Genomic DNA, 24,083 nt, shown 5'->3' on the forward strand with positions numbered 1-24,083 from the left:
CTGTAAAAAAATACACTACAATGAATGCAGCCAAAAGGGGTGTAGGAGATGATTAGTCAACTTTCATGGAAAGTTGGAGGCCAACAAGGTGAAGGAATTGAAAGTACAGGAGAAATCTTCTGTATTGCATTAAACCGATTAGGATATTACCTATACGGTTACCGCCACTTCTCATCACGTATAAAAGGCGGCCATACAAATAATAAAATTCGTGTAAGTACAACAGAAGTACGCGCGATCTCAGATGATTTAGATATTTTAATTGCTTTTGACCAAGAAACAATTGATTTTAACTTCCACGAACTACGTCCAGGTGGAATTGTAGTTGCGGATGCGAAATTTAATCCAACAATACCCGACAATACAGATGTAAATCTATATGTGATACCGTTTACAGATATTGCTTCAGAATTAGGCACATCATTAATGAAAAACATGGTTGCTGTTGGAGCATCAAGTGCAGTATTAGGATTAGACGAAACAGCTTATTTGGATGTTGTTGAAGAAATCTTTGGTCGTAAAGGAGAGCAAGTCGTTCAAAAGAATATGGACGCAATTAAACGCGGCTCTCAATATATGAAAGAATTACTAGGCGAGAAAGTAAACATGATGCAGCTTGAAAAAGCTGATGGTAAAAAACGCATGTTTATGATTGGAAACGATGCAATCGCATTTGGTGCGGTAGCTGGTGGTGCTCGTTTTATGTCAGCATACCCAATCACACCTGCATCAGAAATTATGGAATACTTAATTAAAAAATTACCGAAAGTCGGCGGAACAGTAATTCAAACTGAGGATGAAATCGCAGCTTGTACAATGGCGATCGGTGCAAACTATGCTGGTGTTCGTACATTAACTGCATCTGCTGGTCCTGGTCTTTCATTAATGATGGAAGCAATCGGTTTAGCAGGTATTACAGAAACCCCATTAGTAATTGTTGATACACAACGTGGCGGTCCAAGTACGGGATTACCAACGAAACAAGAACAGTCTGACTTAATGGCGATGATTTACGGTACGCATGGTGAAATTCCAAAAATCGTAATGGCGCCAAGTACAGTCGAAGAAGCTTTCTATGACATTGTAGAAGCATTTAACTTATCTGAAGAATATCAAGTTCCTGTTATTTTCTTAACAGATTTACAGCTTTCGTTAGGAAAACAAACAGTAGAACCACTTAAATTAGATAAAGTGGAAATTCGTCGTGGTAAGCTTGATTTAGAAGCAGAATTACCAGAACGTGAAAATAAAGCATACTTCAAGCGTTATGAAGTAACAGAAGACGGCGTTTCGCCGCGTGTTTTACCTGGTATGAAAAATGGTGTTCACCATGTTACAGGTGTAGAACATGATGAAACTGGAAAACCATCGGAATCAGCAATAAACCGTAAAGATCAAATGGACAAACGTTTCCGTAAAATGGAGAACTTGAAGTTTAATACCCCTGTTTATAAAAATGTTAAGCATGAAGAAGCAGACGTATTGCTTGTTGGATTTAACTCAACTCGTGGTGCGATCGAAGAGGCAATGACGCGTTTAGAACAAGAGGGTATGAAAGTAAACCATGCTCATGTGCGTTTAATTCACCCGTTCCCAACAGCTGAAATCGATCCACTTGTGAAAAAGGCGAAGCGTGTTGTAGTAGTAGAAAACAATGCAACAGGTCAACTTGCTAACATTATGAAAATGAATCTTGGTAATGGTGAGAAAATTTCTAGTCTTTTAAAATATGATGGAAACCCATTCTTGCCGAAAGAGATTTACAACGAATGCAAAAAAGGGGTTGTATTAAATGGCAACATTTAAGGACTTTCGTAACAGTGTAAAGCCAAACTGGTGCCCAGGTTGCGGAGACTTCTCAGTGCAAGCTGCAATTCAACGTGCAGCAGCTAACGTTGGCTTAAATCCAGATGAACTTGCTGTTATTTCTGGTATCGGCTGTTCAGGCCGTATTTCAGGTTATATTAATTCATATGGTGTGCATAGTATTCATGGTCGTGCCCTTCCAATTGCACAAGGTGTGAAAATGGCAAATCGTGATTTAACAGTTATCGCTTCAGGTGGTGACGGTGATGGATTTGCGATTGGTATGGGACATACAATCCATTCTATTCGTCGTAATATCGACATTACGTACATCGTAATGGATAACCAAATTTACGGGTTAACAAAAGGGCAAACTTCACCACGTAGTGAAGCGGGATTTAAAACGAAAAGCACACCACAAGGTTCAATTGAACCATCACTAAATGTAATGGAAATGGCTTTAACAGCTGGTGCGACATTTGTGGCGCAAAGCTTTTCGAGTGATTTAAAAGAATTAACACAAATTATTGAAGCTGGTATTAACCATAAAGGATTTTCATTAATTAACGTATTCAGTCCATGTGTTACTTATAATAAAGTAAATACTTACGATTGGTTTAAAGAGAACTTAACGAAACTAAGCACAGTAGAGGGATATGATCCATCTAATCGCATGATGGCTATGCAAACGTTAATGGAAAATAACGGTTTAGTAACAGGTTTGATTTATCAAAATACTAAGCAACCATCATATCAAGAACTTGTTAAAGGCTATAGTGAAGAGCCTTTAGTGAAATCTGATTTAAATATGGATCAGAAAATGTTTGATGAGCTTGTTGCTGAATTTATGTAATGTAAGAAGAGGAGGTTGCCGATTTGGCAACCTTTTTTATGTGCAAAAAATATAGGATAGTTTTATTTACTTAGAAAATTCAGAATGGTAAAATAATATGTAAATCGTTGTATGAAAATGGCAAGTTCATTGCTTATGAAATGTAAGATAATAAAGGGACTCTGGATTGTTAAAATTGGCGAAACACGTCATACTATGGTAATGTTTATAGGGATAAAGCAATATGCTTTTGGGTAGGACAACAAGAAATAATAAAAAGGGAATGTCTATTTGCGTGGGGAAGACTTCATTCTTATGAATGATTAGATTGATTACTCAAGTTTCAAAGGACAAGTTATCTCCAAGCTATCTAACCATTTTTGAGGTGAGTCTAAGCGCATTAAAATGGACTATAGAGTGTGTATAGTTAAGGGTGAAAGGAGATTACCGATGAACGAGCAACAACGATTAGCAAGTCAACAAGCAAATTCCTCTACGAAAAAAGAAGAGAAAGATTATAGTAAATACTTTGAAAGTGTATATCAACCACCTTCCTTAAAGGATGCGAAAAAGCGAGGGAAAGAAGAAGTTAAAATTGAACGGGATTTTGGCTTACCTGAAGAGTTTCGTAATTTTGGTACAGGAAGAAAGTTCTATATTCGTACATATGGTTGTCAAATGAATGAGCATGATACGGAAGTAATGGCAGGTATTTTCACAACGCTTGGATATGAACCAACTTTTTCAACTGAGGATGCAGATGTAGTTTTATTAAATACTTGTGCGATTCGTGAAAATGCTGAAAATAAAGTGTTTGGTGAACTAGGCCATTTAAAGTCACTCAAACGAAGAAATCCGGACCTTTTAATTGGTGTATGTGGTTGTATGTCTCAAGAAGAATCTGTTGTAAATAAAATTATGCAAAAAAATCAGCATGTAGATATGGTGTTTGGAACGCATAATATTCATAGATTACCGTACATTCTAAAAGATGCGATGTTCTCGAAGGAAACGGTAGTTGAAGTTTGGTCAAAAGAAGGGGACGTAATTGAAAACCTTCCGAAAGTACGCCGTGGTGATATTAAAGCTTGGGTAAATATTATGTATGGCTGTGATAAGTTCTGTACGTATTGTATTGTACCGTATACACGCGGAAAAGAGCGAAGTAGACGTCCAGAAGATATTATCCAAGAGATTCGTCACTTAGCTGCGAATGGTTATAAAGAAATTACATTACTTGGACAGAACGTAAATGCATATGGTAAAGACTTTGAAGATGTAAAATACGGTCTTGGTGATTTAATGGACGAACTTCGTAAAGTTGATATAGCCCGTATTCGTTTTACAACGAGCCATCCACGTGATTTCGATGATCACTTAATTGAAGTACTTGGCAAAGGTGGCAACCTAGTAGAACATATCCATTTACCAGTTCAATCTGGAAGTACAGAGATGTTGAAAATTATGGCGCGTAAATATTCGCGTGAGCATTATTTAGAACTTGTAAGAAAAATTAAAGAAGCAATTCCAGATGCAGTATTAACAACAGATATTATCGTTGGTTTCCCAAATGAAACAGATGAGCAATTTGAAGAAACGATGTCGTTATATCGTGAAGTAGGGTTTGATACTGCCTTTACATTTATTTATTCTCCTCGCGAAGGTACACCAGCTGCAAAAATGAAAGATAATGTACCGATGGAAGTAAAGAAAGAACGTCTTCAACGCTTAAATACACTAGTAAATACGTTGGCAATTGAAAAGAATAGTCGTTATAAAGGTCAAATTGTAGAAGTGTTAGTTGATGGGGAAAGTAAAAATAATCCGGAAGTACTTGCAGGTTATACTCGTACGAATAAACTTGTAAACTTCGTCGCTTCAAAATCTTTAATTGGTCAGCTTGTGAAAGTAAAAGTAACGGAAGCAAAAACTTGGTCTCTTAACGGGGAATTAGTTGAAGAGCCGATTGAGGTGAAATAATAGATGAAAGTATATTCGAAAGATGACATTGTTGAACAAGCGAAAGAATTAGCAAAAATGATTTCTGAAACAGAAGAAGTTGATTTTTTTAAGAAAGCAGAGGCGCAAATTCATAAAAATGAAAATGTAAAACGCGCAATCGATGAAATTAAAGCACTGCAAAAACAAGCAGTAAACTTGCAACATTACGGGAAATGGGAAGCTTTAAAAAAGGTAGAAGCTGAAATTGATGCATTGCAAGATAAGTTAGACAGTATTCCAGTTGTACAAGAATTTAAATCTTCACAAACATATGTAAATGACTTATTACAGTTAGTTGCTAGTACAATTTCTAACAACGTAACAGATGAAATATTAATTTCAACTGGTGGCGATGTACTAAAGGGTGAAACTGGCGCAGCGGTAGAAAGTAAAAAAGGAAATTGTGGTTGTTAAAGAGATGTCATATTGACATCTCTTTTTTTTAGTTGATTAAACGTAAGTTCTTCTCAAAAAAAGAATGACACATTCCGCTATTGTCACGCATATGATTAAGTGAATAGTGATTGAGGAGGGTTACGAATGTCCGAATTTAGAGAGATTATTACAAAAGCAGTGGTTGGAAAAGGACGTAAGTATACAAAGTCAACGCATACATGTGAATCGAATAATGAACCAACAAGTATTTTAGGGTGCTGGGTAATTAACCACTCGTACGAAGCAAGAAAGAATGGGAAGCATGTGGAAATTGAAGGTTTCTATGATGTGAACACTTGGTATTCATTTGATGGAAATACAAAGACTGAAGTTGTAACAGAACGTGTGAACTACACGGACGAAGTAAGCATTGGTTATCGTGATAAAAACTTTTCTGGTGACGATTTAGAAATTATTGCTCGTGTTATTCAGCCACCAAATTGTTTAGAAGCGCTTGTATCACCAAACGGTAATAAAATTGTTGTAACTGTAGAACGTGAATTTGTAACAGAAGTAGTTGGAGAAACGAAAATTTGTGTAAGTGTAAATCCTGAAGGCTGCGTAGAATCAGATGATGATTTCCAAATTGCTGATGATGAATTTGAAGAATTAGATCCGAACTTTATCGTTGATGCAGAAGAAGAGTAATAGAAAGCTAGGGAGAAGTTCTTCCTAGCTTTTTACTTTACATAAGTGGCGCTGAATGAACATGATTCTTTATGAAATATGTTATAATGAAGATAGACTCCTGAAATAGGAGATATGGATGTCCGTGAAATGTGACATATATGAAAATTGATTACTATGTAAGAATTATGGAGGAAAAGTATGACGCAATATACCCCTATGATACAGCAATATTTAAAGGTTAAGGCAGACTATCAAGATGCCTTTTTATTTTTCCGATTAGGCGATTTTTATGAAATGTTCTTTGAAGATGCCGTTAAAGCAGCTCATGAGCTTGAGATTACATTAACGAGCCGAGATGGTGGCAGTAGTGATCGTATACCGATGTGCGGTGTACCCCATCATGCAGCTAAAAACTATATTGAACAACTTGTTGAAAAAGGATATAAAGTTGCTGTTTGTGAGCAAGTGGAAGATCCAAAAACAGCTAAAGGTGTAGTGCGCCGTGAAGTAGTACAACTAATTACGCCAGGAACGATGATGGAAGGGCGTACAATTGATGAGAAAGAAAACAACTTCTTAGCCGCATTAACATATTTTGAAGATGGATCATATGCTTTAGCTTGTAATGATTTAACGACTGGACAAAATACAGTAACGTTATTGACTGGTTCAGTAGAAGATATTTTATTGGAAGTGTATGCAACTGGTTCGAAAGAAATTGTTGTAGATTCTTCATTTTCTAAAGATGAATTAAATAAATTAACTGAAACGTTAAAAATGACAATTTCATATGAAGATGCAACGGCAATTCCTGAAGGATTAGAACATCTTGTGAAAAATGTTTCGCAAGCAAAGTTAATTAAAGCAATTGGACGCTTATTTAACTATGTGATAAGAACACAAAAACGTTCATTAGATCATTTACAACCTGTAGAAATTTATTATACGAATCAATTTATGAAAATTGATGTGCATTCAAAGCGAAATTTAGAGCTGACGGAAACACTTCGAACGAAAGAAAAAACAGGATCATTATTATGGCTATTGGATAAAACAAAAACAGCTATGGGTGGTCGTATGTTAAAACAGTGGATGGAACGTCCACTTATTCAGAAAGAAAAAGTTGAAGAGCGTTTAGAAATGGTTGAAACATTTGTAAATGATTACTTCTTACGTGAAGATTTAAAAGAAAAATTAAAAGAAGTATATGATTTAGAACGTTTAGCAGGAAAAGTTGCATTTGGTAATGTCAATGCAAGGGACTTATTACAGTTAAGACGATCTTTACTTCAAGTGCCAGCTATTTTAGAAGCGATTAGTTTGTTAGATAATGCTTATGCAGCAAGGTTAATTCAAGGAGCGGATCCATGTGAGAGCTTAACTGAATTACTAGGAAGAAGTATTCAAGAAAACCCACCGCTTTCTATTAAAGATGGAGATATTATTAAAGACGGTTATAATGACAAGCTTGATCAATATCGTTACGTTAGTAAAAACGGAAAAACGTGGATCGCTGAGCTTGAAAAACGAGAGCGTGATATTACAGGAGTTAAATCGTTAAAAATCGGGTACAACCGTATTTTCGGCTACTACATTGAAGTGACGAAGGCGAATCTTGCAGCACTTCCAGAAGGCCGCTACGAACGAAAACAAACGCTTGCTAATGCTGAACGTTTCATTACAGATGAACTGAAAGAAAAAGAAACGTTAATTTTAGAAGCAGAAGAAAAAATTGTACAACTAGAATACGATTTATTTACAGCGCTTCGTGAAGAAGTAAAAGTATTTATTCCGAAATTACAACATTTAGCAAAAGTAATTAGTGAATTAGACGTACTGCAAAGTTTTGCGACAGTTAGTGAAGAAGAACAGTTTGTAAAACCTGTACTAACAACGAAGCGTGAAATCTTTATTAAAGATGGTCGTCATCCTGTCGTTGAAAAAGTATTGAACGGGAAATTGTATGTACCGAATGACTGTATTATGCCAGAGAAGATGGATGTCTTTTTAATTACAGGACCGAACATGTCTGGTAAAAGTACGTATATGAGACAGTTAGCACTTGTAACGGTTATGTCACAAATTGGTTGTTTCGTACCAGCAACAGAAGCAGTATTACCTGTATTTGATCAAATCTTTACGAGAATTGGTGCAGCGGATGATTTAATATCAGGTCAAAGTACATTTATGGTCGAAATGTTAGAAGCGAAAAATGCAATTGCAAACGCATCAGAAAGAAGTTTAATTTTATTCGATGAAATTGGACGAGGTACATCTACGTATGATGGCATGGCACTTGCACAAGCGATTATTGAACATATTCATGACCAAATTGGTGCAAAAACGTTATTCTCTACGCATTATCACGAATTGACTGTGTTAGAAGAGAGTTTAGATCAACTGAAAAATGTACACGTTTCAGCAATTGAAGAGAATGGAAAAGTAGTATTCCTTCATAAAATTCAAGATGGAGCAGCTGATAAAAGTTACGGAATTCACGTTGCGCAACTTGCAGAGCTTCCAGATAGCTTAATCGCCCGCGCGAAAGAAGTGTTAGCACAACTAGAAGGACAGGAAGAAATTATTATTCCAAAGCGTGTAGAAGTAAAGGTACAAGAAGTTGTTCCAGAACCTGTAGTTGTAAAAGAAGAACCGGCAGAAATACAAGAAAAGAAAGAAGAGACTGAAGAAGAGTCACAACTATCTTTCTTTGGAGGAGACCAATCTTCAAAAAAACAAGACAAGCCTGTGCTTGATCAAAAAGAAAGCGCAGTACTTGCGCAAATTAAAAAAATTGATTTACTTGATATGACACCTTTAGAAGCGATGAACGAATTGTATCGCTTACAGAAGAAGTTAAAGAAAGGATGAGTAAGTAGATGGGGAAAATTCGCAAACTCGATGACCAACTCTCTAACTTAATTGCGGCAGGGGAAGTAGTAGAGCGCCCTGCTTCAGTCGTAAAAGAACTTGTGGAAAATTCTATCGATGCGAATAGTACATCTATTGAAATCCACTTAGAAGAAGCTGGGTTATCGAAAATTCGTATCATTGATAACGGTGATGGTATTGCAGAAGAAGACTGTATCGTCGCTTTTGAACGCCATGCGACGAGTAAAATTAAAGATGAAAATGATCTGTTTCGCATAAGAACACTCGGTTTCCGCGGTGAGGCATTGCCGAGTATTGCCTCTGTTAGTGAATTAGAATTAATTACTAGCACAGGTGATGCACCTGGTACACACCTTATTATTAAAGGTGGAGACATTATAAAGCAAGAGAAGACTGCGAGCCGAAAAGGAACAGATATTACAGTACAAAACTTATTCTTTAATACACCAGCGCGTCTTAAATATATGAAAACCATTCATACAGAGCTCGGAAATATTACAGATATCGTGTATCGTATTGCAATGTCACATCCAGAAGTATCGTTAAAACTGTTTCATAATGAAAAGAAATTGCTTCATACATCAGGTAACGGTGATGTAAGACAAGTACTTGCATCGATTTACAGTATTCAAGTTGCGAAGAAGCTTGTTCCAATTGAAGCTGAATCTTTAGACTTTACAATTAAAGGCTATGTAACATTACCAGAAGTAACGAGAGCATCTCGAAATTATATGTCAACGATCGTAAATGGTCGTTACGTTCGAAACTTTGTACTAATGAAAGCAATTCAGCAAGGATACCATACATTACTGCCAGTCGGCCGGTATCCAATTGGCTTCTTATCTATTGAAATGGATCCAATGCTAGTTGACGTTAACGTACATCCAGCGAAGTTAGAGGTTCGTTTTAGTAAAGAACAAGAATTGCTAAAGCTGATCGAAGAAACATTGCAAGCTGCATTTAAAAAAATACAGCTCATTCCAGATGCAGGCGTAACAACGAAGAAAAAAGAAAAAGACGAAAGTGTGCAAGAACAGTTCCAGTTTGAGCATGCGAAGCCGAAAGAACCATCTATGCCGGACATTGTTTTACCAACTGGCATGGATGCAAAACAAGAAGAACCGCAGGCTGTGAAACAGCCAGCGCAGCTTTGGCAACCGCTGAAACAAGAATGGCAACCACCACAGTCGCTCATAAGAGAAGAGCAAAGTTGGCAACCATCCACTAAACCGATAATCGAAGAACCAATTCAAGAAGAGAAATCGTGGGACAGTAATGAAGAGGACTTTGAACTAGAGGAATTAGAAGAAGAAGTTCGGGAAATAAAAGAGATTGAAATGAACGGGAATGACTTACCACCACTTTATCCAATTGGACAAATGCATGGAACATATATTTTCGCTCAAAATGATAAAGGCTTATATATGATTGACCAGCATGCCGCGCAGGAACGTATTAATTATGAATACTTCCGTGATAAAGTAGGAAGGGTAGCGCAAGAAGTACAAGAGTTACTTGTACCGTACCGTATTGATCTATCTCTTACTGAATTTTTACGTGTCGAAGAACAGTTAGAAGAACTAAAAAAAGTCGGGCTATTTTTAGAACAATTCGGCCATCAATCATTTATCGTCCGCTCGCATCCAACATGGTTCCCGAAAGGACAAGAAACAGAAATTATCGATGAAATGATGGAGCAAGTTGTTAAACTAAAAAAAGTTGATATTAAAAAGTTACGTGAAGAAGCAGCCATCATGATGAGCTGTAAAGCATCCATTAAAGCGAATCAATATTTAACGAACGATCAAATATTTGCCTTACTGGAAGAATTACGTACAACAACAAACCCATACACATGCCCACACGGAAGACCGATTCTTGTGCATCATTCTACTTATGAGTTGGAAAAGATGTTTAAGAGGGTTATGTAGAGTGAATAAAATTACTTTTCAAAAGGGAGCAACATTTACTGTTGCTCCCTTTTAATATGTAGATTTAATTGTTAAACGAAAATAAGGTGGAGTAATTTGGCAGTTTATTTCTTGGTTGCGTTAGCTTAAATTTATCTATGTATAAAAAAGCGCTGTATACAGCACTTTTTAAAAGGTGCATGAATTGTATAATAAAGATTTCTACATTACTAACCAAATAACTATGCATGGCCAAATGTTGCTTCTTATTTGGCTAATTGTTATAAGGATCTATACAATTATTTATTTTTATTATTATTGATTTTTTCAGTGTATAGAACTTGCTCTTTATAGTGCTTCTTAATTGGAAAGTTATGTGTACCTGTCCCGTTCTTGAATTTTTTGTCAATGGGGTTCTTTAGAGGAACTGTTGTAGTTTCAGTAAATTCATATGGGTAATTTATTTTAGATTTATCTTCAAACATGAAAATGCCTCCTTTTAGGATCTCCTAAATTCTTTACTATAACATGATATGCATATAGATATTTTTTGGACTAGTTATTTATATAGGTTAATGGAATTTAATTACATAACTACTGAAACATTTTAAAGGAAAACAATTTGAGAAAGAAATGGTATGAATAGCTGTTGGCTCTTATTGTTGTTTTTTTTGTTTGACAGCACAGTGAATTGTGTATATAAATTCAATATAGATTGTTTTTATAATATGGTTTATATGGGGTTTTCCTGATAATATAATGTGGAATATTATAGTGTTATTAGGTTATTAGGAACATTTAATGCTGTTTCATAACTGAAAGGGAATTGAAAAAAAACTGAAACTTTTCTCATAAAAATTCAATCTAACTTGAAAAATGAAAGGAAAATGAAATTTTCCAAAAGATATTCTTTGTTAAGATAAAAAGCATACATACAAAAAGTATTGACATATCTTAAAAATGTATTTTCAAGATATAGTGGGGGAAAAGATGAGATTAGAAAAACAATTAATAAAAAAGATGTATTATGAAACATTCCTAATGGAGAATGAAACAAAACCAACTCTTGACGTACTTGGACAAGCTTATGTAAACGAAGAAAAAAATGAGATTTCTGATGGGTCTTATATTCGTTTTGCACAAGGTGAATTTTATTATCGTCATCAAGATTTTGAAGCAGCTATTTTTAAATGGGAGAAGGTTAGTAATGAATTAGCACCATGGGCACAAAAAAATATTGCGGATGCTTATTTCGAACTTAATCAGTTATCATTTGCTGAAAATATTTATACTTCTATTACTACTGATAATAAAATATTGATGACCGAAATTAGACTACAATTACTTTCTCTTTACATTGAGCAAAATAATTTTGACTCAGCTTTCGGTGTTATTAAAGAAGCAGTTTCTTTAAATCCTGATTATCCGAATGTCACAAAAATTGCCCGTTCCTTTTATGAGGAACAGCAAGATTTTGATAGTGCAGTAGAGCTTGCTGTGAATGAGTTAATTCGCATAGAATCGTATCCTTGGTTTGAGGTGTTAAAAGGATATATCGATAAAGGGTTTACTAAACATATTTCACCAGACTATTTTTATGATGCATTAGCTACATTAAATAATGTAGATCAAGTACAATTTACGCAAATGGTTTCATCACTCTGGAACAGTTATAAAAATGAAAAAAATTACTTATTGTGGCTTAACACAATAAATGAATTTTTCTTACATATTGAAATACATTCGTCCGATATATGGAACAAAGTTTCTGCTCTTTACGAAGAAACGTACTTTGCATTAATTCAAGGTCAATATACGCTTAGACAATTAAACGATATCATACCAAATCTGTTAGCAAATTGGTTAAAGGTAGTCAATCCATCTTATGCTGTATTTCCATCTGCAGCTGTATTGGCATGGGATGAGATTTTCCCTTCCAAAATAGATTCAGCAAATATAGAACATGCGGAAAACTTACTGTCACATTCTATTAATCATGTAAATGGCTTAGAGTACAGCTTACACCTTTTTGAATCTATTACACAATGGGCACAAAAGCACAATATAGAAATAGGTCACCGGTTTAAATGGCTAGTTGACGAGCTCGCAGATTTAAGAACAAATCGTATTTTAGTAACGGGAACTTCAGGAAACGGAAAAACTACATTTATTAACTCTATATTAGGAGAAAATATATTAGAAAAATCAATTTCAAATGTAGTAGTTTTAAAAAATGATGCTCATATAGAAATAAACGCTATAACAGACTCAGCAATTACAACAACGGAAGATGTCTCTGATTACCATAATATGATGTCTCAGCACCATCAAACATATAGAGATAGAGCGTGTGTTGAATTTAAATTACCATGCAGATTTTTAAATGAAAATAAACTTACATTTGTAGTGACACCTGGCTTTAATAGGAATAACGACACTAGAGATGAGATATTCGAATATTTAAATTCTGTAGACGAATTACTATTCGTATTGAATGCGGATTCACCTTTTACTGATAAGGAACGTGACATTCTATTAAGTATTCAAGAACATACGCCAAATTTACAAATTCATTTCTTATTAAATAAAATCGATAACATTTACAGTGAAGCAGAAGTGAAAAGGGTATTACATGATACGGCAACGAGAATAAACACATATTTCCCGCATGCGAGAATTTTCCCTTATTCTTCGTTATATACAAGTAGTCAACAATTAAATGATTTAACTGAGTTTATTCATTTTAACTTTAATCATAAACATATAGATGCAGAACGTACTGAAAAGTTATTATATTTCATTCGAAAAACAATTACATATCTTTTGGATAAACGTGTTGAGAAAGAAAACAATCTAGTGGATGCTATTAATTGGAATGAAGAGATGCTAGTGAAACTAAACGGTAGCATTAATAACCTTACTGCATTTGAGCGGGAAAAAATTCATCTCATTACACAATCATATCGTTCAATGAAAACTGAAATTACAAATGATCTTACTGAAAATATTCCGAAGATATTAAAGAGCTGTTCTAATTTAATTAGTGAAGAAAGTGATTTCGGGCACATGGATACGGAACTAAATAAAGCAATGAATGAAAGAGTGCATAAATATTTAGAACAAACTGTATTACCTAATCTTGCTCTTTCTATGCAAAATTGGATTGCAACTTCTAATAATGAGCTTCTTCAAAGTCAAACGTATTTAGAAGAACTTAGTGAAGGGCTTAATTCACTATTTGGAGAAAATAGAATACAGTTAGAATGTGACTTTAAAGTGCTTGATGACTGGCGCAGAGATACTGACAGGATGACGACTAGAATACAAATGGATGAAGTAAATATTTTACGTCGATTTACGCCAGCACAATTTTTACTGAAAAGTGCCGGTAAATTATTTGGAGTTCTTCCTAAAAATAAATCTATGCTATATAACAAATACAAACAGTATGTAGAAAATGAAGATTATACTGAGGTAACGGCTTCTATTATGAAGAAATTTTTCTTGCAATTTGAGCTGTTTGAAAACACACAAGAGCGAGATATTAATATATTCTTTAGGAATCCATTTAACTCCTTAAAGCAAGCTGTAGAAAACACGCATATAGAAATACAAGAAAAACAAGAGATATTACATAAGATGAAATCAAATCCTGAAATCTATCATGATTCTATCATGCTCTTTGAATTGAGATTGCGTCAATGTGAAGTAATTTTAAATATTGGTAATGATAATACCTATACGGATGTAGCTTTAGAAACAAGCGTAGAATAAAAGAAAAAGGGAGCAACTGTAATAAGTTGCTCCCTTTTTCATATATAGATTATTTTTCTGTTTCTTTAATTTTAGTTTGTACTTCGCCAGTTTTAATTTTATTGCTTTCTGAGAAGCGTAATAAATCGCCTTCAATAATTTTGTCAGACATTCGTAATTCATTTTGGGCACGTTTAATGAGGGCTTGAGCTTCTTTTTTTGGTAAATCTACAATTTCACCTGTTATACGGTCGTAGAAAGTGTTGTTTTTGTATGCATACTTATCTGTAACGAAGCTACCATCACGTAAAACAACAAAGCCAGTATATTCATCTGAAAACATATCATGGCCAAAACGAATATCATTCGTAGAATCAACACCTAATAAATTTAGAATAGTAGGTTTCATATCGATTTGTCCCGTAGGCTTTGAAATAGTTTGACCTTCTGTTTGTCCAGGAATATGAATATATAAAGGCGTACGTTGTAAATTTAAAGTATCAAATTCTGTTATTTGATCTTTTTCTAAAAACTGTGCCATTGCACGATTATGTTTTTCGGAAATACCATAATGATCACCGTATAACACAATAATAGAATCATCGTAAAGCCCCTCGGCCTTTAGACGTTCAATAAATTTTTTAATTGATTCGTCTAAGTAACGTGCTGTTACGAAGTAACGATCAAATACGCCATTACCAGAGTTGTATGGTTCAATGAATTTTGTATCTTCATCATACGTAAATGGATAATGGTTTGTTAAAGTGAGGAAACGAGCATAGAATGGTTGATTAACAGTTTTTAATATATCTACTGATTGATTAAAGTATTCGATATCTTTTAATCCCCAATTTAAATTTGTTTCTGGTGTAATTTTGTAATCAAGCTCATTATAGTAACGATCATAACCAAGAGCAGAGTACATGATATTACGATTCCAAAATGTTGCGTTATTCGCATGGAATACAGAAGTGAAATAACCTTGCTGACGTAAAATTTCTGGAGTCGCAGTATAATCATTGTTACCGTGTGTGAAGAATACAGCCCCTCGATTTAATGGATACAACGACGTATCGATTAGAAATTCAGAATCGGATGTTTTCCCTTGACCAGTTTGATGGAAAAAGTTATCAAAGTAATAACTTTCATTTATGAATTCATTTAGGAATGGTGTAACTTCTTGCCCATTGACTGATGCGCCTATTAAGAAGGTTTGCAAGGATTCAAGAGTGACGACAATTACATTTTTTCCTTTCGCTGTACCAAACATATTAGGGTTTGGCTCGCTTTGGGTTGCTTTTACGTAGTTTTCAGTTTCTTGTAATTTACTACTATCAGCAAGAGCTTTTTGTGAACCGGCTTTTACTTGCAGTGTTAAGTCATATACTTGGTGAGTATATAGGCCTAAATTTTTGACAAGCATTACTCGGTCGAATGATCTCGTTAATAATTCAGGGCGCTCTTTTTCTGCAAGATGTAGATTCGCAAAGAATACACCAATTGTTAAAAGAAAGTATAACAAGCGTGTAGAATGAGTTACACGTTCTGTTTTAAAGACCAATGATTTCTTTTTTAATAAAATAAAGAAGAAAACAATGTCTATGAATGCGAGTATAATTTTGTAGTTTAATATTTCTATAATACTGCCGCCTAATTGTCCAAAGTTTGAGGTTTGTCCAAGTACTGGTAATGTAACGAAATCACTATAAAAATCATAGAACATTACATTTCCAACGAGTACGATTGTTAATAAGAAATTAATACATAGCGCTATATAATTTCGCTTTTCACCAGTTGCAAATAATGCTAATCCAACAAATGCTAATGATGCGGCTAGAGGACTAATAAACAAAATAAGCTCTTGCGTTGAAGACTCGATTTTTAAATCAAAACTGAATCGCGTAATAAGATATGTTTTTAACCATACTGCTAAAGCCATTATTATAACAAAGCTTATATTTTGCATTTGTAAATTTATTTTATTCTTCATTTTTACACCTTCTTTATACAATTTATTTAACTGAAGTTATATATTATGTTTTTATAACTATTAGAGTGTAATGAACCATTTAGACTCTATTTTCTAAAGGGAATAATTTGAAGTATTCATATACATACAATGGGGATTTTTAAAGCGTAGTAGCATAAATATAACTCTTTTTGAGAAACGGGCAGAACAAGTCATAGTTGTAGTGAAATTGACTTATAGACATCCTACCATATTAAACACTATGATGATGTTACAAAATATCGAACAAATGAAAATGAAAATGGATAGAGACTTTTAAAACTGTTGACATTCAATTTATTAGAATTGAATGTCAATCGTTTTAAATATACAGTTATATTACATATGTATCTTGTAAAATCTCGACTTTTTGTCGGTTAATTATTAGCCGGGAAGAATAGGGGACTTATTAATATACTTTTACTCTATATAAGTAAAGTATTTTGAAATTGAATATATTTGACTGACATCTTAATAATAGAAATTAAATGTCAGATAAGTACTTTCCAACATACAGACCACTTGCAGCTGCTTGAGATAATGAATGCGTAACGCCTGAACAATCTCCAATTAAAAATAGCCCATGTATACTAGTTTCAAAATGATTATTAATTTTTATCGTAGGAGCATAGAACTTTCCATCAATTCCATATAGTAAAGTATGCTGATCGATAGGCTCTTGTATAAATTGTTCTAAGCGTAATAAAAATTCTTTGAGCCCTTCAATATATAATTGAGGAATTTCTTGATTCAAATCTCCATAGTCCCCCTGTAGTGTAGGCTGTATACGATTATGTTCCATGCTGTTTTCCGCCGTAGGTTGTTTCTTTAGTAAGTCCTCTAAGCGCTGTATAACAATCCGATCTCGTCCTTGGTTAATGCCTTTAATAATTGAACTTGCGTATACATTTGCTTCTTTGAGAGTTGGAAAATAGCGAGGAATAAATAAAGTGAAATTTAAATTAGAAGTGCCAGTTCCTTGCTCTCGAAAATTTTGACCGTCAGGCATAACTAAACCTTCTTCGTACTTTCGAATGATGCGTCCTTTTGGATTCATACAGTAAGTAGTTGCTGTGAAATGCTCACCTTGATAAGAAAGTTTTGTTTCAAAAGTATCTTTTAATATAGAACGTAATTGATGTTCTTTCATTTCTACTCTAATTCCTAAATCTACACGTGTTTGCTCCTGAGAAATATTTAGAGAACTGCACATATCTTTTAACCAGTCAGCCCCTGAACGCCCAGTTGCAAATACTAGTTGCTTAGTTTGAGCTGTTCCTTGATTTGTCTCTATTGTAAAATGATCTTCCTGTTTCAGAATATGTTGTACATCTATATGAAATTGGATCTTTATTTTCGTCAGTAAAAATTCATAGAGCTGCTGAAAAATGTTACTGGAAAGTGTAGTACCAAGATGTCTTACTTCTGTTGTTAGCATTTGTAAACCACACGCTTCAGCTCTCTTAGTGAGACTTGAATTTTCAGTAGAATATTTTGAGACAGAACTTCCACCAAACTGACATAGAATTTCATCTACTTCAGCCATGAGTTGTATAAAGCCCTCTTTACCGACTTTTTGCTCAAGTTCTCCGCCAAATCCGTTTGTATAATTAAATTTCCCTTCAGATTTTCCTAAACCACCAAACCCAAAATATTTATCACATGTAGTACAATTACACACTTTTCCTTCGTCTAAAGGACAATGGCGATCTTCTAGCGCTTTACCTTTATCAAGAATTAAAACTTTTTTGTTACTTTTAGCTAGTGAATAAGCCATAAAAATGCTACTTACTCCAGCGCCGATAATTGTAACATCATACATATTCTTTCACCTGCTAACGAATAGTTTGTTTTTTATTTTTCTAGTGTATAACAATTTTATGAAGGTAAGAAATAGCTTTTATTAATAAAGTGGGAGTTTTTGAACTTGATGCTCTATTAATTTCTCCGAGTGGTGGAGTAAATACAAAAATTTTTATTTGAAAGAAGAAATAGTTTAAAAAATCACTATGTCATATGATTAATAACATCTTACATATAAAAAAACAGACCTTTTAAGTGAAGAGGCCTGTTAATGATTTTAAATCTTATTTAGCAAACACATGATTACCAATTACTGCTACTGTTTGACGTGTCGTAATCCACTTGTCCGTTGATGTTTTTGGATTGTAGAAATAAATCCAGTCTGAATCTACTCCATTTGTGGAGATAGCCTCTTCTACAGCCATTTTTGCTTCTGCACTTGCAGGTTGATTAATTCTTCCATCTGTAATAGGAGTAAATGCATATCCGTATTTAATAGGTTCATAAATAACGCCTGTTATTGTATTTGGAAAACCTTTTGCATTTACACGATTTAGTATAACTTTGGCTACTGCTACTTTTCCTTTATAGGATTCGCCACCTGCTTCAGCGGTAACTAAGCGTGCCATTAAGTCTTTTTCTTTTTGTGAAATACTTGAGTTGATTTTTAAATGTTGTCCTGTATAAAGCTTGTTTCCGACTGTATTGTTCATTTGTTTTATAGATTGGACAGTGACATTGTAACGCTTTGCTATCGTTTCTAATGAATCTCCCGGTTGTACTTGATAAATAATTTGTTCAGAAATGTTCGCAGGCTTGGCGTTTTGAGGAACAGTGATTTCATTTGATTTCACGGACCCTGGAATATGTAACTGTTCGCCAATAAAGGTTTTATCGTTTCCTTTATTATTAGCCTGTTTAATGGATTGTATTGAAACTCCGTATTGTTTACTAATGCCCCAAAGTGTATCGTTCTTTTTTACTGTATGAATGGTAGAAGCTTCAGCTGTACTTTGACTACATACGAATGTAATTGCGGCCGCAGATAAAGGAATTATATGTTTTATTTTTAGTAATTTCATTGTAAATCCTCCTAAGAAAAAATTAAGGTGAAACGATTAAGTAATGTAGTTTGAAATGTGTATATGCGTAATATATTAATGTAAGTATATTAGCACATATAAAATAAATAATCACTATAAGTTTCATATTCGTTTAGTGTAGAGTCAGAATATGAAATATTGCATATGAAAATACATTGAAGTTCATATTTCTGATTACTATAATCTATTTAGTAGAAAGGGAATACGTTATAGAATTAATCATCATAGATTAATATAATGATTAATAATTATTAATAGGAGGATTGATGTAATGAAAATATTTCAAAAAATGTGTGCGTCAACTGTAATCATTACAACACTTTTAGGAACAGGAGGCACTATCAATAGTGTATATGCTGATTCTATAGAACAGCAGAGTAAATTAGGGATAGAACAAGAAACAGATAAGCAAATCATTGTAAAATTTAAAGCGGATTTGGATTTGCCATATGAAGATGGTATTGAAAAACAAATACAATCTCAAACGAATGATAAAGTAATAAAAGATCTTTTGACAGAATATCCAGATGTAACATTTACTCGTTTATTCACATCTGTAAGCCCGGAACAAATACAAAACCTTGAAGTGAAAGCACCTAATCATGTATCTACAAGTCTATTAAACTACTATATTCTTCAAAATCAAAATAGTGGGTATGAAGAAGAAATAGTAGATAAGTTAAAGGCATCTTCTTTAATAGAAGATGCGTATATGAAGAAACAAGAGAAAATAATGCCACCTGAAGTGCAATCATCAAGTGTAGCTCTTAATCCTAATAACAATCCTAGATTTAAAAAACAAGGTTATCTTGAAGCAGCCCCATACGGTATTAATGCGCCTTTCGCCTGGGGAATTCAAGGCGGTAATGGAAATGGTATTACTTTTGTTGATATGGAATACGGATGGCTATTAAATCATGAGGATTTATTACATCAAAATATTGAATTAATGTCTGGAAGAAATATAAATCAGCATGTCGGTCATGGGACGTCTGTACTAGGAATTGTATCCTCTGAGGACAATGAAGTCGGGAATATTGGGATTGCGCCAAAAGCGAAAGCAAAGGTTATCTCTCAAATAAGAGATAACGGACAGTATAATACGGCTGATGCAATATTAAGCGCTGTAAATCAGTTAGAAGCTGGGGATGTTTTATTATTAGAGGCGCAAGCATCCTTTGATGGATATGGTGATAAATATTTACCTGTTGAAGTACAACCAGATATTTTTGATGCAATTCGTGCTGGTACAGATAAGGGAATTGTAATTATAGAGGCTGGAGCAAATGGGTGGAATGATTTAGATCAGTTCAAAGATAGAAAAGGTAAGCAAGTCTTAAATCGTAATAGTAAAGATTTTAAAGATTCGGGTGCAATTATGGTAGGAGCTGGCTCTTCAGCTTTCCCTCATGAACGTATGTGGTTTTCGAATTATGGAAGCCGTATTGATGTGTACGGATGGGGAGAAAATGTAGATACAACTACAGCCGAGCAAAGTAGAAGTGCTGTAAATCTTTATACTTCAAGCTTTAGCGGAACATCTAGTGCCTCGCCAATTATTGCTGGGGCAGCGACTTTAGTACAAAGCATTGCTAAAGAAAATTTAGGACAACCATATAGACCAAGTGAACTAAGAGCAATATTAAGCAACCAGAGCACAGGAACAAAATCTAAAGATCCATATGCAGATAAAATTGGTGTTTTACCAGATTTGAAGTCTATACTAGTAAACTTAGGTTATGAACAAAGAAAACCAAACGGTGGGAATGAGTTACAAGTAACAGAAAATGAACCAAACAATGAGCCTAGACAGGCAAATAAAGTTAACTTTCATACACCGGTGAAAGGAACGCTACATAATAGTGATAGAGTAGATGTATTTACTTTCCAAATTGACTCACCGGAAAATATTAATATTTCTCTACTAAATGAACAAAATATCGGAATGACATGGGTACTTCATCATGAATCAGATTTAAATAACTATGTAGCATATGGTGAAAATGAAGGAAATGTAGTTAAAGGAACTTATAATGCAAAGCCAGGGAAATATTATTTATACGTCTATAAATATGAGAATAAAGATGGTTCATATGTATTGAACATAAAATAAGCAAAAGGAACTTCAGATGAAGTTCCTTTAAATTTTTCTAATTTAGTATATGTGAATGATTTTTTAACTTTACTTCTATGCAATATTTCATATTGATGAAATGTTATTTATTTTTTATGAACTAGCTTATATTATATTCAATAAGTTTGATGTAAAAACAGAAAAAGTGAGGGATAATAATGAGCAATAAGAAGTTAATTTTGAAATTATTCATATGTAGTACAATATTTATCACATTTGTATTTGCTTTACATGATAAGAGAGTAGTTGCAGCTAGCTCTGTTAATGAGCTTGAAAATTGGTCAAAATGGATGCAACCTATACCTGATAATATCCCGTTAGCACGAATTTCAATTCCAGGAACACACGATAGTGGGACGTTCAAGTTGCAAAATCCGATTAAGCAAGTGTGGGGAATGACGCAAGAATATGATTTTCGCTATCAAATGGACCATGGAGCTCGCATTTTTGATATAAGAGGACGTTTAACAGATGATAATACGATAGTTCTTCATCATGGGCCATTATATCTTTACGTAACACTGCATGAATTCATAAATGAAGCGAAACAATTTTTAAAAGATAACCCGAGTGAAACAATTATTATGTCTTTAAAAAAAGAGTATGAGGATATGAAAGGGGCAGAAGGTTCATTTAGTAGTACGTTTGAAAAAAATTATTTTGTTGATCCTATCTTTTTAAAAACAGAAGGAAATATAAAACTTGGAGATGCTCGTGGGAAAATTGTACTACTAAAAAGATATAGTGGTAGTAATGAATCTGGAGGATATAATAATTTTTATTGGCCAGATAATGAGACGTTTACCACAACTGTAAACCAAAATGTAAATGTAACAGTACAAGATAAATATAAAGTGAATTATGATGAGAAAGTAAAATCTATTAAAGATACGATGGATGAAACGATGAACAATAGCGAGGATTTAAATCATCTATATATTAATTTTACAAGCTTGTCTTCTGGTGGTACAGCATGGAATAGTCCGTATTACTATGCCTCTTATATAAATCCTGAAATTGCAAACTATATAAAACAAAAGAATCCTTTGAGAGTGGGCTGGGTAATTCAAGACTACATAAATGAAAAGTGGTCACCATTATTGTATCAAGAAGTTATAAGAGCGAATAAGTCATTAATAAAAGAATAAAGATGATGAGAGTAAGAAGCGATAAAATATATCGCTTCTTATTTCTTTTCCAATAACCAACAATAGAAATTGTACTTTTATAATAGAAAAAAATAAAAACATAAGATATAATCATACATATAAAATTTGTACCTATAAATTTTATATATGTGAATGAATTTGATTTGTTGTAATGAAATGGAGGTATATACTATGAAGTTTCCACATGATTTTTTATTCGGAGCTGCTTCAGCTTCTTATCAAGTAGAAGGTGCATGGAATGAAGATGGAAAAGGTGTTACGAATTGGGACGAGTTTTCAAAAATTCCTGGCAAAACATACAATGGAACAAATGGTGATGTAGCTGTTGATCATTATCATCGATATAAGGAAGATGTTCGCTTAATGGCTGAGATGGGATTAGAATCGTATCGTTTTTCTATTTCTTGGGCGAGAATATTGCCGACTGGAGATGGAAAGGTAAATGAAAAAGGGATTGAATTTTATAACAACTTAATTGATGAATGTTTAAAATACGGGATTGTGCCGTTTGTCACTTTATATCATTGGGATTTACCATTACCGTTAGAAAAAGATGGTGGATGGACGAATAAAAGAACAGCAGAGGCTTTCGTAAAATATGCAGAAACTTGTTTTAAGGCATTTGGTGACAGAGTTAAGCATTGGATTACTTTTAATGAGACAGTAATGTTTTGTGGATTAGGTTATTTAAAAGGTGCACATCCACCAGGAATCCAAAATGATGTTCCAAAGTATTTTCAAGCGACTCATTATGTATTTTATGCACATGCGAAAACAGTTGCGGTGTACAAGCAGCTGAAACAATATGGTGAGATTGGGATTACACATGTTTTCTTACCTGCTTATAGTGTGGATGATCAAAAAGAAAATATACAAGCAGCAAATCATGCGAATGAATATGAAACGTATTGGTATTATGATCCAATTTTAAAGGGCGAGTATCCGTCTTATGTTGTACAACAATTAAAGGAAAAAGGATGGACTCCTAATTGGACGGTTGAAGAATTAGAAATCATTAAACAAAATGCAGAAGAAAATGATTTTATTGGCTTGAATTATTATCAACCAATACGAGTAGAAAGATACGATATGGATATAAAGAGTGAGGAACATTCTCGAGAAAACTCAACGCTTGCTCCAGGTAACCCTTCTTTTGATGGTTTTTATCGAACAGTTAAAATGGATGATAAAACATATACAAAATGGGGATGGGAAATATCTCCCGAAGGTTTCTTAGAGGGATTGCATATGTTGAAAGCGCGTTACGGTGACATAAAGATGTATGTAACGGAAAATGGACTTGGTGATGAAGATCCAATCATTGACGGAGAAATTGTAGATGTTCCGAGAATTAAATTTATTGAAGCGCATTTAAAAGTAATGAAGCGTGCAATTGAAGAGGGAATTAACTTAAAAGGTTATTATGCATGGTCAGTGATTGATCTTTTAAGTTGGTTAAATGGATATAAAAAGCAATATGGCTTTATTTTTGTCGATCATAATGATAACTTAAAACGTAAGAAGAAACTTTCGTTTCATTGGTATAAACGTGTGATCGAAACGAGAGGGGAAGAGTTATAACAGATAAAAGAGTATTTTAGGAGAAA

General features: G+C 33.9%; 15 protein-coding genes. 11 read left to right on the forward strand and 4 right to left on the reverse strand.

From position 1 onward, the window contains the following. Nucleotides 1–48: 48 nt before the first annotated feature. The 7 genes from MRP26_RS07995 (at nt 49) to mutL (ending at nt 10,527) form a co-directional block, all read left to right on the forward strand. Entirely contained in the window at nt 49–1,806 is a 1,758-nt protein-coding gene (locus tag MRP26_RS07995) for a 2-oxoacid:acceptor oxidoreductase subunit alpha (RefSeq protein WP_000625417.1), read from the forward strand. Then, nucleotides 1,793–2,659 (forward strand): 2-oxoacid:ferredoxin oxidoreductase subunit beta, encoded by an 867-nt coding sequence (locus MRP26_RS08000; RefSeq protein ID WP_000190155.1) that lies wholly within the window; start codon nt 1,793–1,795, stop codon nt 2,657–2,659. Before MRP26_RS07995 ends, MRP26_RS08000 begins: the two co-directional genes overlap by 14 nt. 429 nt (nt 2,660–3,088) lie before the next feature. Further along, the gene (gene miaB / locus MRP26_RS08005; protein ID WP_078400453.1) at nt 3,089–4,618 is read left to right on the forward strand and encodes a tRNA (N6-isopentenyl adenosine(37)-C2)-methylthiotransferase MiaB; all 1,530 of its coding nucleotides are present in this window, start codon (nt 3,089–3,091) and stop codon (nt 4,616–4,618) included. Nucleotides 4,619–4,621: 3 nt separating this feature from the next. Next, complete coding sequence (locus MRP26_RS08010; protein WP_000870460.1) at nt 4,622–5,053, forward strand: YlbF/YmcA family competence regulator; 432 nt, start codon at nt 4,622–4,624, stop codon at nt 5,051–5,053. 126 nt (nt 5,054–5,179) lie between these two features. Next, nucleotides 5,180–5,722, forward strand: a complete 543-nt coding sequence (cotE, locus tag MRP26_RS08015; RefSeq protein ID WP_001288799.1) for an outer spore coat protein CotE — start codon at nt 5,180–5,182, stop codon at nt 5,720–5,722. Nucleotides 5,723–5,902: 180 nt separating this feature from the next. After that, on the forward strand, nt 5,903–8,575 hold the full coding sequence (gene mutS / locus MRP26_RS08020; protein WP_078400452.1) for a DNA mismatch repair protein MutS: 2,673 nt from the start codon (nt 5,903–5,905) through the stop codon (nt 8,573–8,575). Between the two features lie 8 nt (nt 8,576–8,583). Next, nucleotides 8,584–10,527 (forward strand): DNA mismatch repair endonuclease MutL, encoded by a 1,944-nt coding sequence (gene mutL / locus MRP26_RS08025; protein WP_242806094.1) that lies wholly within the window; start codon nt 8,584–8,586, stop codon nt 10,525–10,527. Between the two features lie 278 nt (nt 10,528–10,805). On the opposite strand, the gene MRP26_RS08030 is transcribed toward mutL, so the two are convergent. Continuing rightward, nucleotides 10,806–10,991 (reverse strand): hypothetical protein, encoded by a 186-nt coding sequence (locus MRP26_RS08030; protein WP_000461138.1) that lies wholly within the window; start codon nt 10,989–10,991, stop codon nt 10,806–10,808. Between the two features lie 505 nt (nt 10,992–11,496). Here MRP26_RS08030 and MRP26_RS08035 point away from each other — a divergent pair. Next, complete coding sequence (locus MRP26_RS08035) at nt 11,497–14,280, forward strand: dynamin family protein (protein WP_197242673.1); 2,784 nt, start codon at nt 11,497–11,499, stop codon at nt 14,278–14,280. A 49-nt stretch (nt 14,281–14,329) separates the two neighbouring features. On the opposite strand, the gene MRP26_RS08040 is transcribed toward MRP26_RS08035, so the two are convergent. The 3 genes from MRP26_RS08040 to MRP26_RS08050 all read right to left on the reverse strand — a co-directional run bounded on the left by MRP26_RS08040 (nt 14,330) and on the right by MRP26_RS08050 (nt 19,152). Beyond that, nucleotides 14,330–16,249, reverse strand: a complete 1,920-nt coding sequence (locus MRP26_RS08040; RefSeq protein ID WP_242806095.1) for an LTA synthase family protein — start codon at nt 16,247–16,249, stop codon at nt 14,330–14,332. 502 nt (nt 16,250–16,751) lie between these two features. Next, on the reverse strand, nt 16,752–18,089 hold the full coding sequence (locus MRP26_RS08045) for an NAD(P)/FAD-dependent oxidoreductase (RefSeq protein ID WP_029443099.1): 1,338 nt from the start codon (nt 18,087–18,089) through the stop codon (nt 16,752–16,754). A gap of 265 nt (nt 18,090–18,354) precedes the next feature. Then, complete coding sequence (locus MRP26_RS08050; RefSeq protein WP_090977230.1) at nt 18,355–19,152, reverse strand: cell wall hydrolase; 798 nt, start codon at nt 19,150–19,152, stop codon at nt 18,355–18,357. A 292-nt stretch (nt 19,153–19,444) separates the two neighbouring features. Between MRP26_RS08050 and MRP26_RS08055 the strand changes: the two genes are divergently transcribed. The 3 genes from MRP26_RS08055 (at nt 19,445) to MRP26_RS08065 (ending at nt 24,057) form a co-directional block, all read left to right on the forward strand. After that, the gene (locus MRP26_RS08055) at nt 19,445–21,286 is read left to right on the forward strand and encodes a S8 family peptidase (protein ID WP_242806096.1); all 1,842 of its coding nucleotides are present in this window, start codon (nt 19,445–19,447) and stop codon (nt 21,284–21,286) included. Nucleotides 21,287–21,465: 179 nt separating this feature from the next. After that, the gene (gene plcA, locus MRP26_RS08060) at nt 21,466–22,455 is read left to right on the forward strand and encodes a phosphatidylinositol diacylglycerol-lyase (RefSeq protein ID WP_000066297.1); all 990 of its coding nucleotides are present in this window, start codon (nt 21,466–21,468) and stop codon (nt 22,453–22,455) included. A 192-nt stretch (nt 22,456–22,647) separates the two neighbouring features. Next, complete coding sequence (locus tag MRP26_RS08065; RefSeq protein ID WP_000671628.1) at nt 22,648–24,057, forward strand: glycoside hydrolase family 1 protein; 1,410 nt, start codon at nt 22,648–22,650, stop codon at nt 24,055–24,057. Nucleotides 24,058–24,083 lie beyond the last annotated feature (26 nt).

It is taken from the genome of Bacillus sp. CCB-MMP212 (assembly GCF_022748145.1).
Lineage (GTDB): Bacteria > Bacillota > Bacilli > Bacillales > Bacillaceae_G > Bacillus_A > Bacillus_A cereus.

Excerpts from the sequence above, each read along its gene's own strand:
- MRP26_RS07995 (WP_000625417.1), top strand. The coding sequence starts at position 49 with ATGATTAGTCAACTTTCATGGAAAGTTGGAGGCCAACAAGGTGAAGGA.
- MRP26_RS08000 (WP_000190155.1), top strand. The coding sequence starts at position 1,793 with ATGGCAACATTTAAGGACTTTCGTAACAGTGTAAAGCCAAACTGGTGC.
- miaB (WP_078400453.1), top strand. The coding sequence starts at position 3,089 with ATGAACGAGCAACAACGATTAGCAAGTCAACAAGCAAATTCCTCTACG.
- MRP26_RS08010 (WP_000870460.1), top strand. The coding sequence starts at position 4,622 with ATGAAAGTATATTCGAAAGATGACATTGTTGAACAAGCGAAAGAATTA.
- cotE (WP_001288799.1), top strand. The coding sequence starts at position 5,180 with ATGTCCGAATTTAGAGAGATTATTACAAAAGCAGTGGTTGGAAAAGGA.
- mutS (WP_078400452.1), top strand. The coding sequence starts at position 5,903 with ATGACGCAATATACCCCTATGATACAGCAATATTTAAAGGTTAAGGCA.
- mutL (WP_242806094.1), top strand. The coding sequence starts at position 8,584 with ATGGGGAAAATTCGCAAACTCGATGACCAACTCTCTAACTTAATTGCG.
- MRP26_RS08030 (WP_000461138.1), bottom strand. The coding sequence starts at position 10,991 with ATGTTTGAAGATAAATCTAAAATAAATTACCCATATGAATTTACTGAA.
- MRP26_RS08035 (WP_197242673.1), top strand. The coding sequence starts at position 11,497 with ATGAGATTAGAAAAACAATTAATAAAAAAGATGTATTATGAAACATTC.
- MRP26_RS08040 (WP_242806095.1), bottom strand. The coding sequence starts at position 16,249 with ATGAAGAATAAAATAAATTTACAAATGCAAAATATAAGCTTTGTTATA.
- MRP26_RS08045 (WP_029443099.1), bottom strand. The coding sequence starts at position 18,089 with ATGTATGATGTTACAATTATCGGCGCTGGAGTAAGTAGCATTTTTATG.
- MRP26_RS08050 (WP_090977230.1), bottom strand. The coding sequence starts at position 19,152 with ATGAAATTACTAAAAATAAAACATATAATTCCTTTATCTGCGGCCGCA.
- MRP26_RS08055 (WP_242806096.1), top strand. The coding sequence starts at position 19,445 with ATGAAAATATTTCAAAAAATGTGTGCGTCAACTGTAATCATTACAACA.
- plcA (WP_000066297.1), top strand. The coding sequence starts at position 21,466 with ATGAGCAATAAGAAGTTAATTTTGAAATTATTCATATGTAGTACAATA.
- MRP26_RS08065 (WP_000671628.1), top strand. The coding sequence starts at position 22,648 with ATGAAGTTTCCACATGATTTTTTATTCGGAGCTGCTTCAGCTTCTTAT.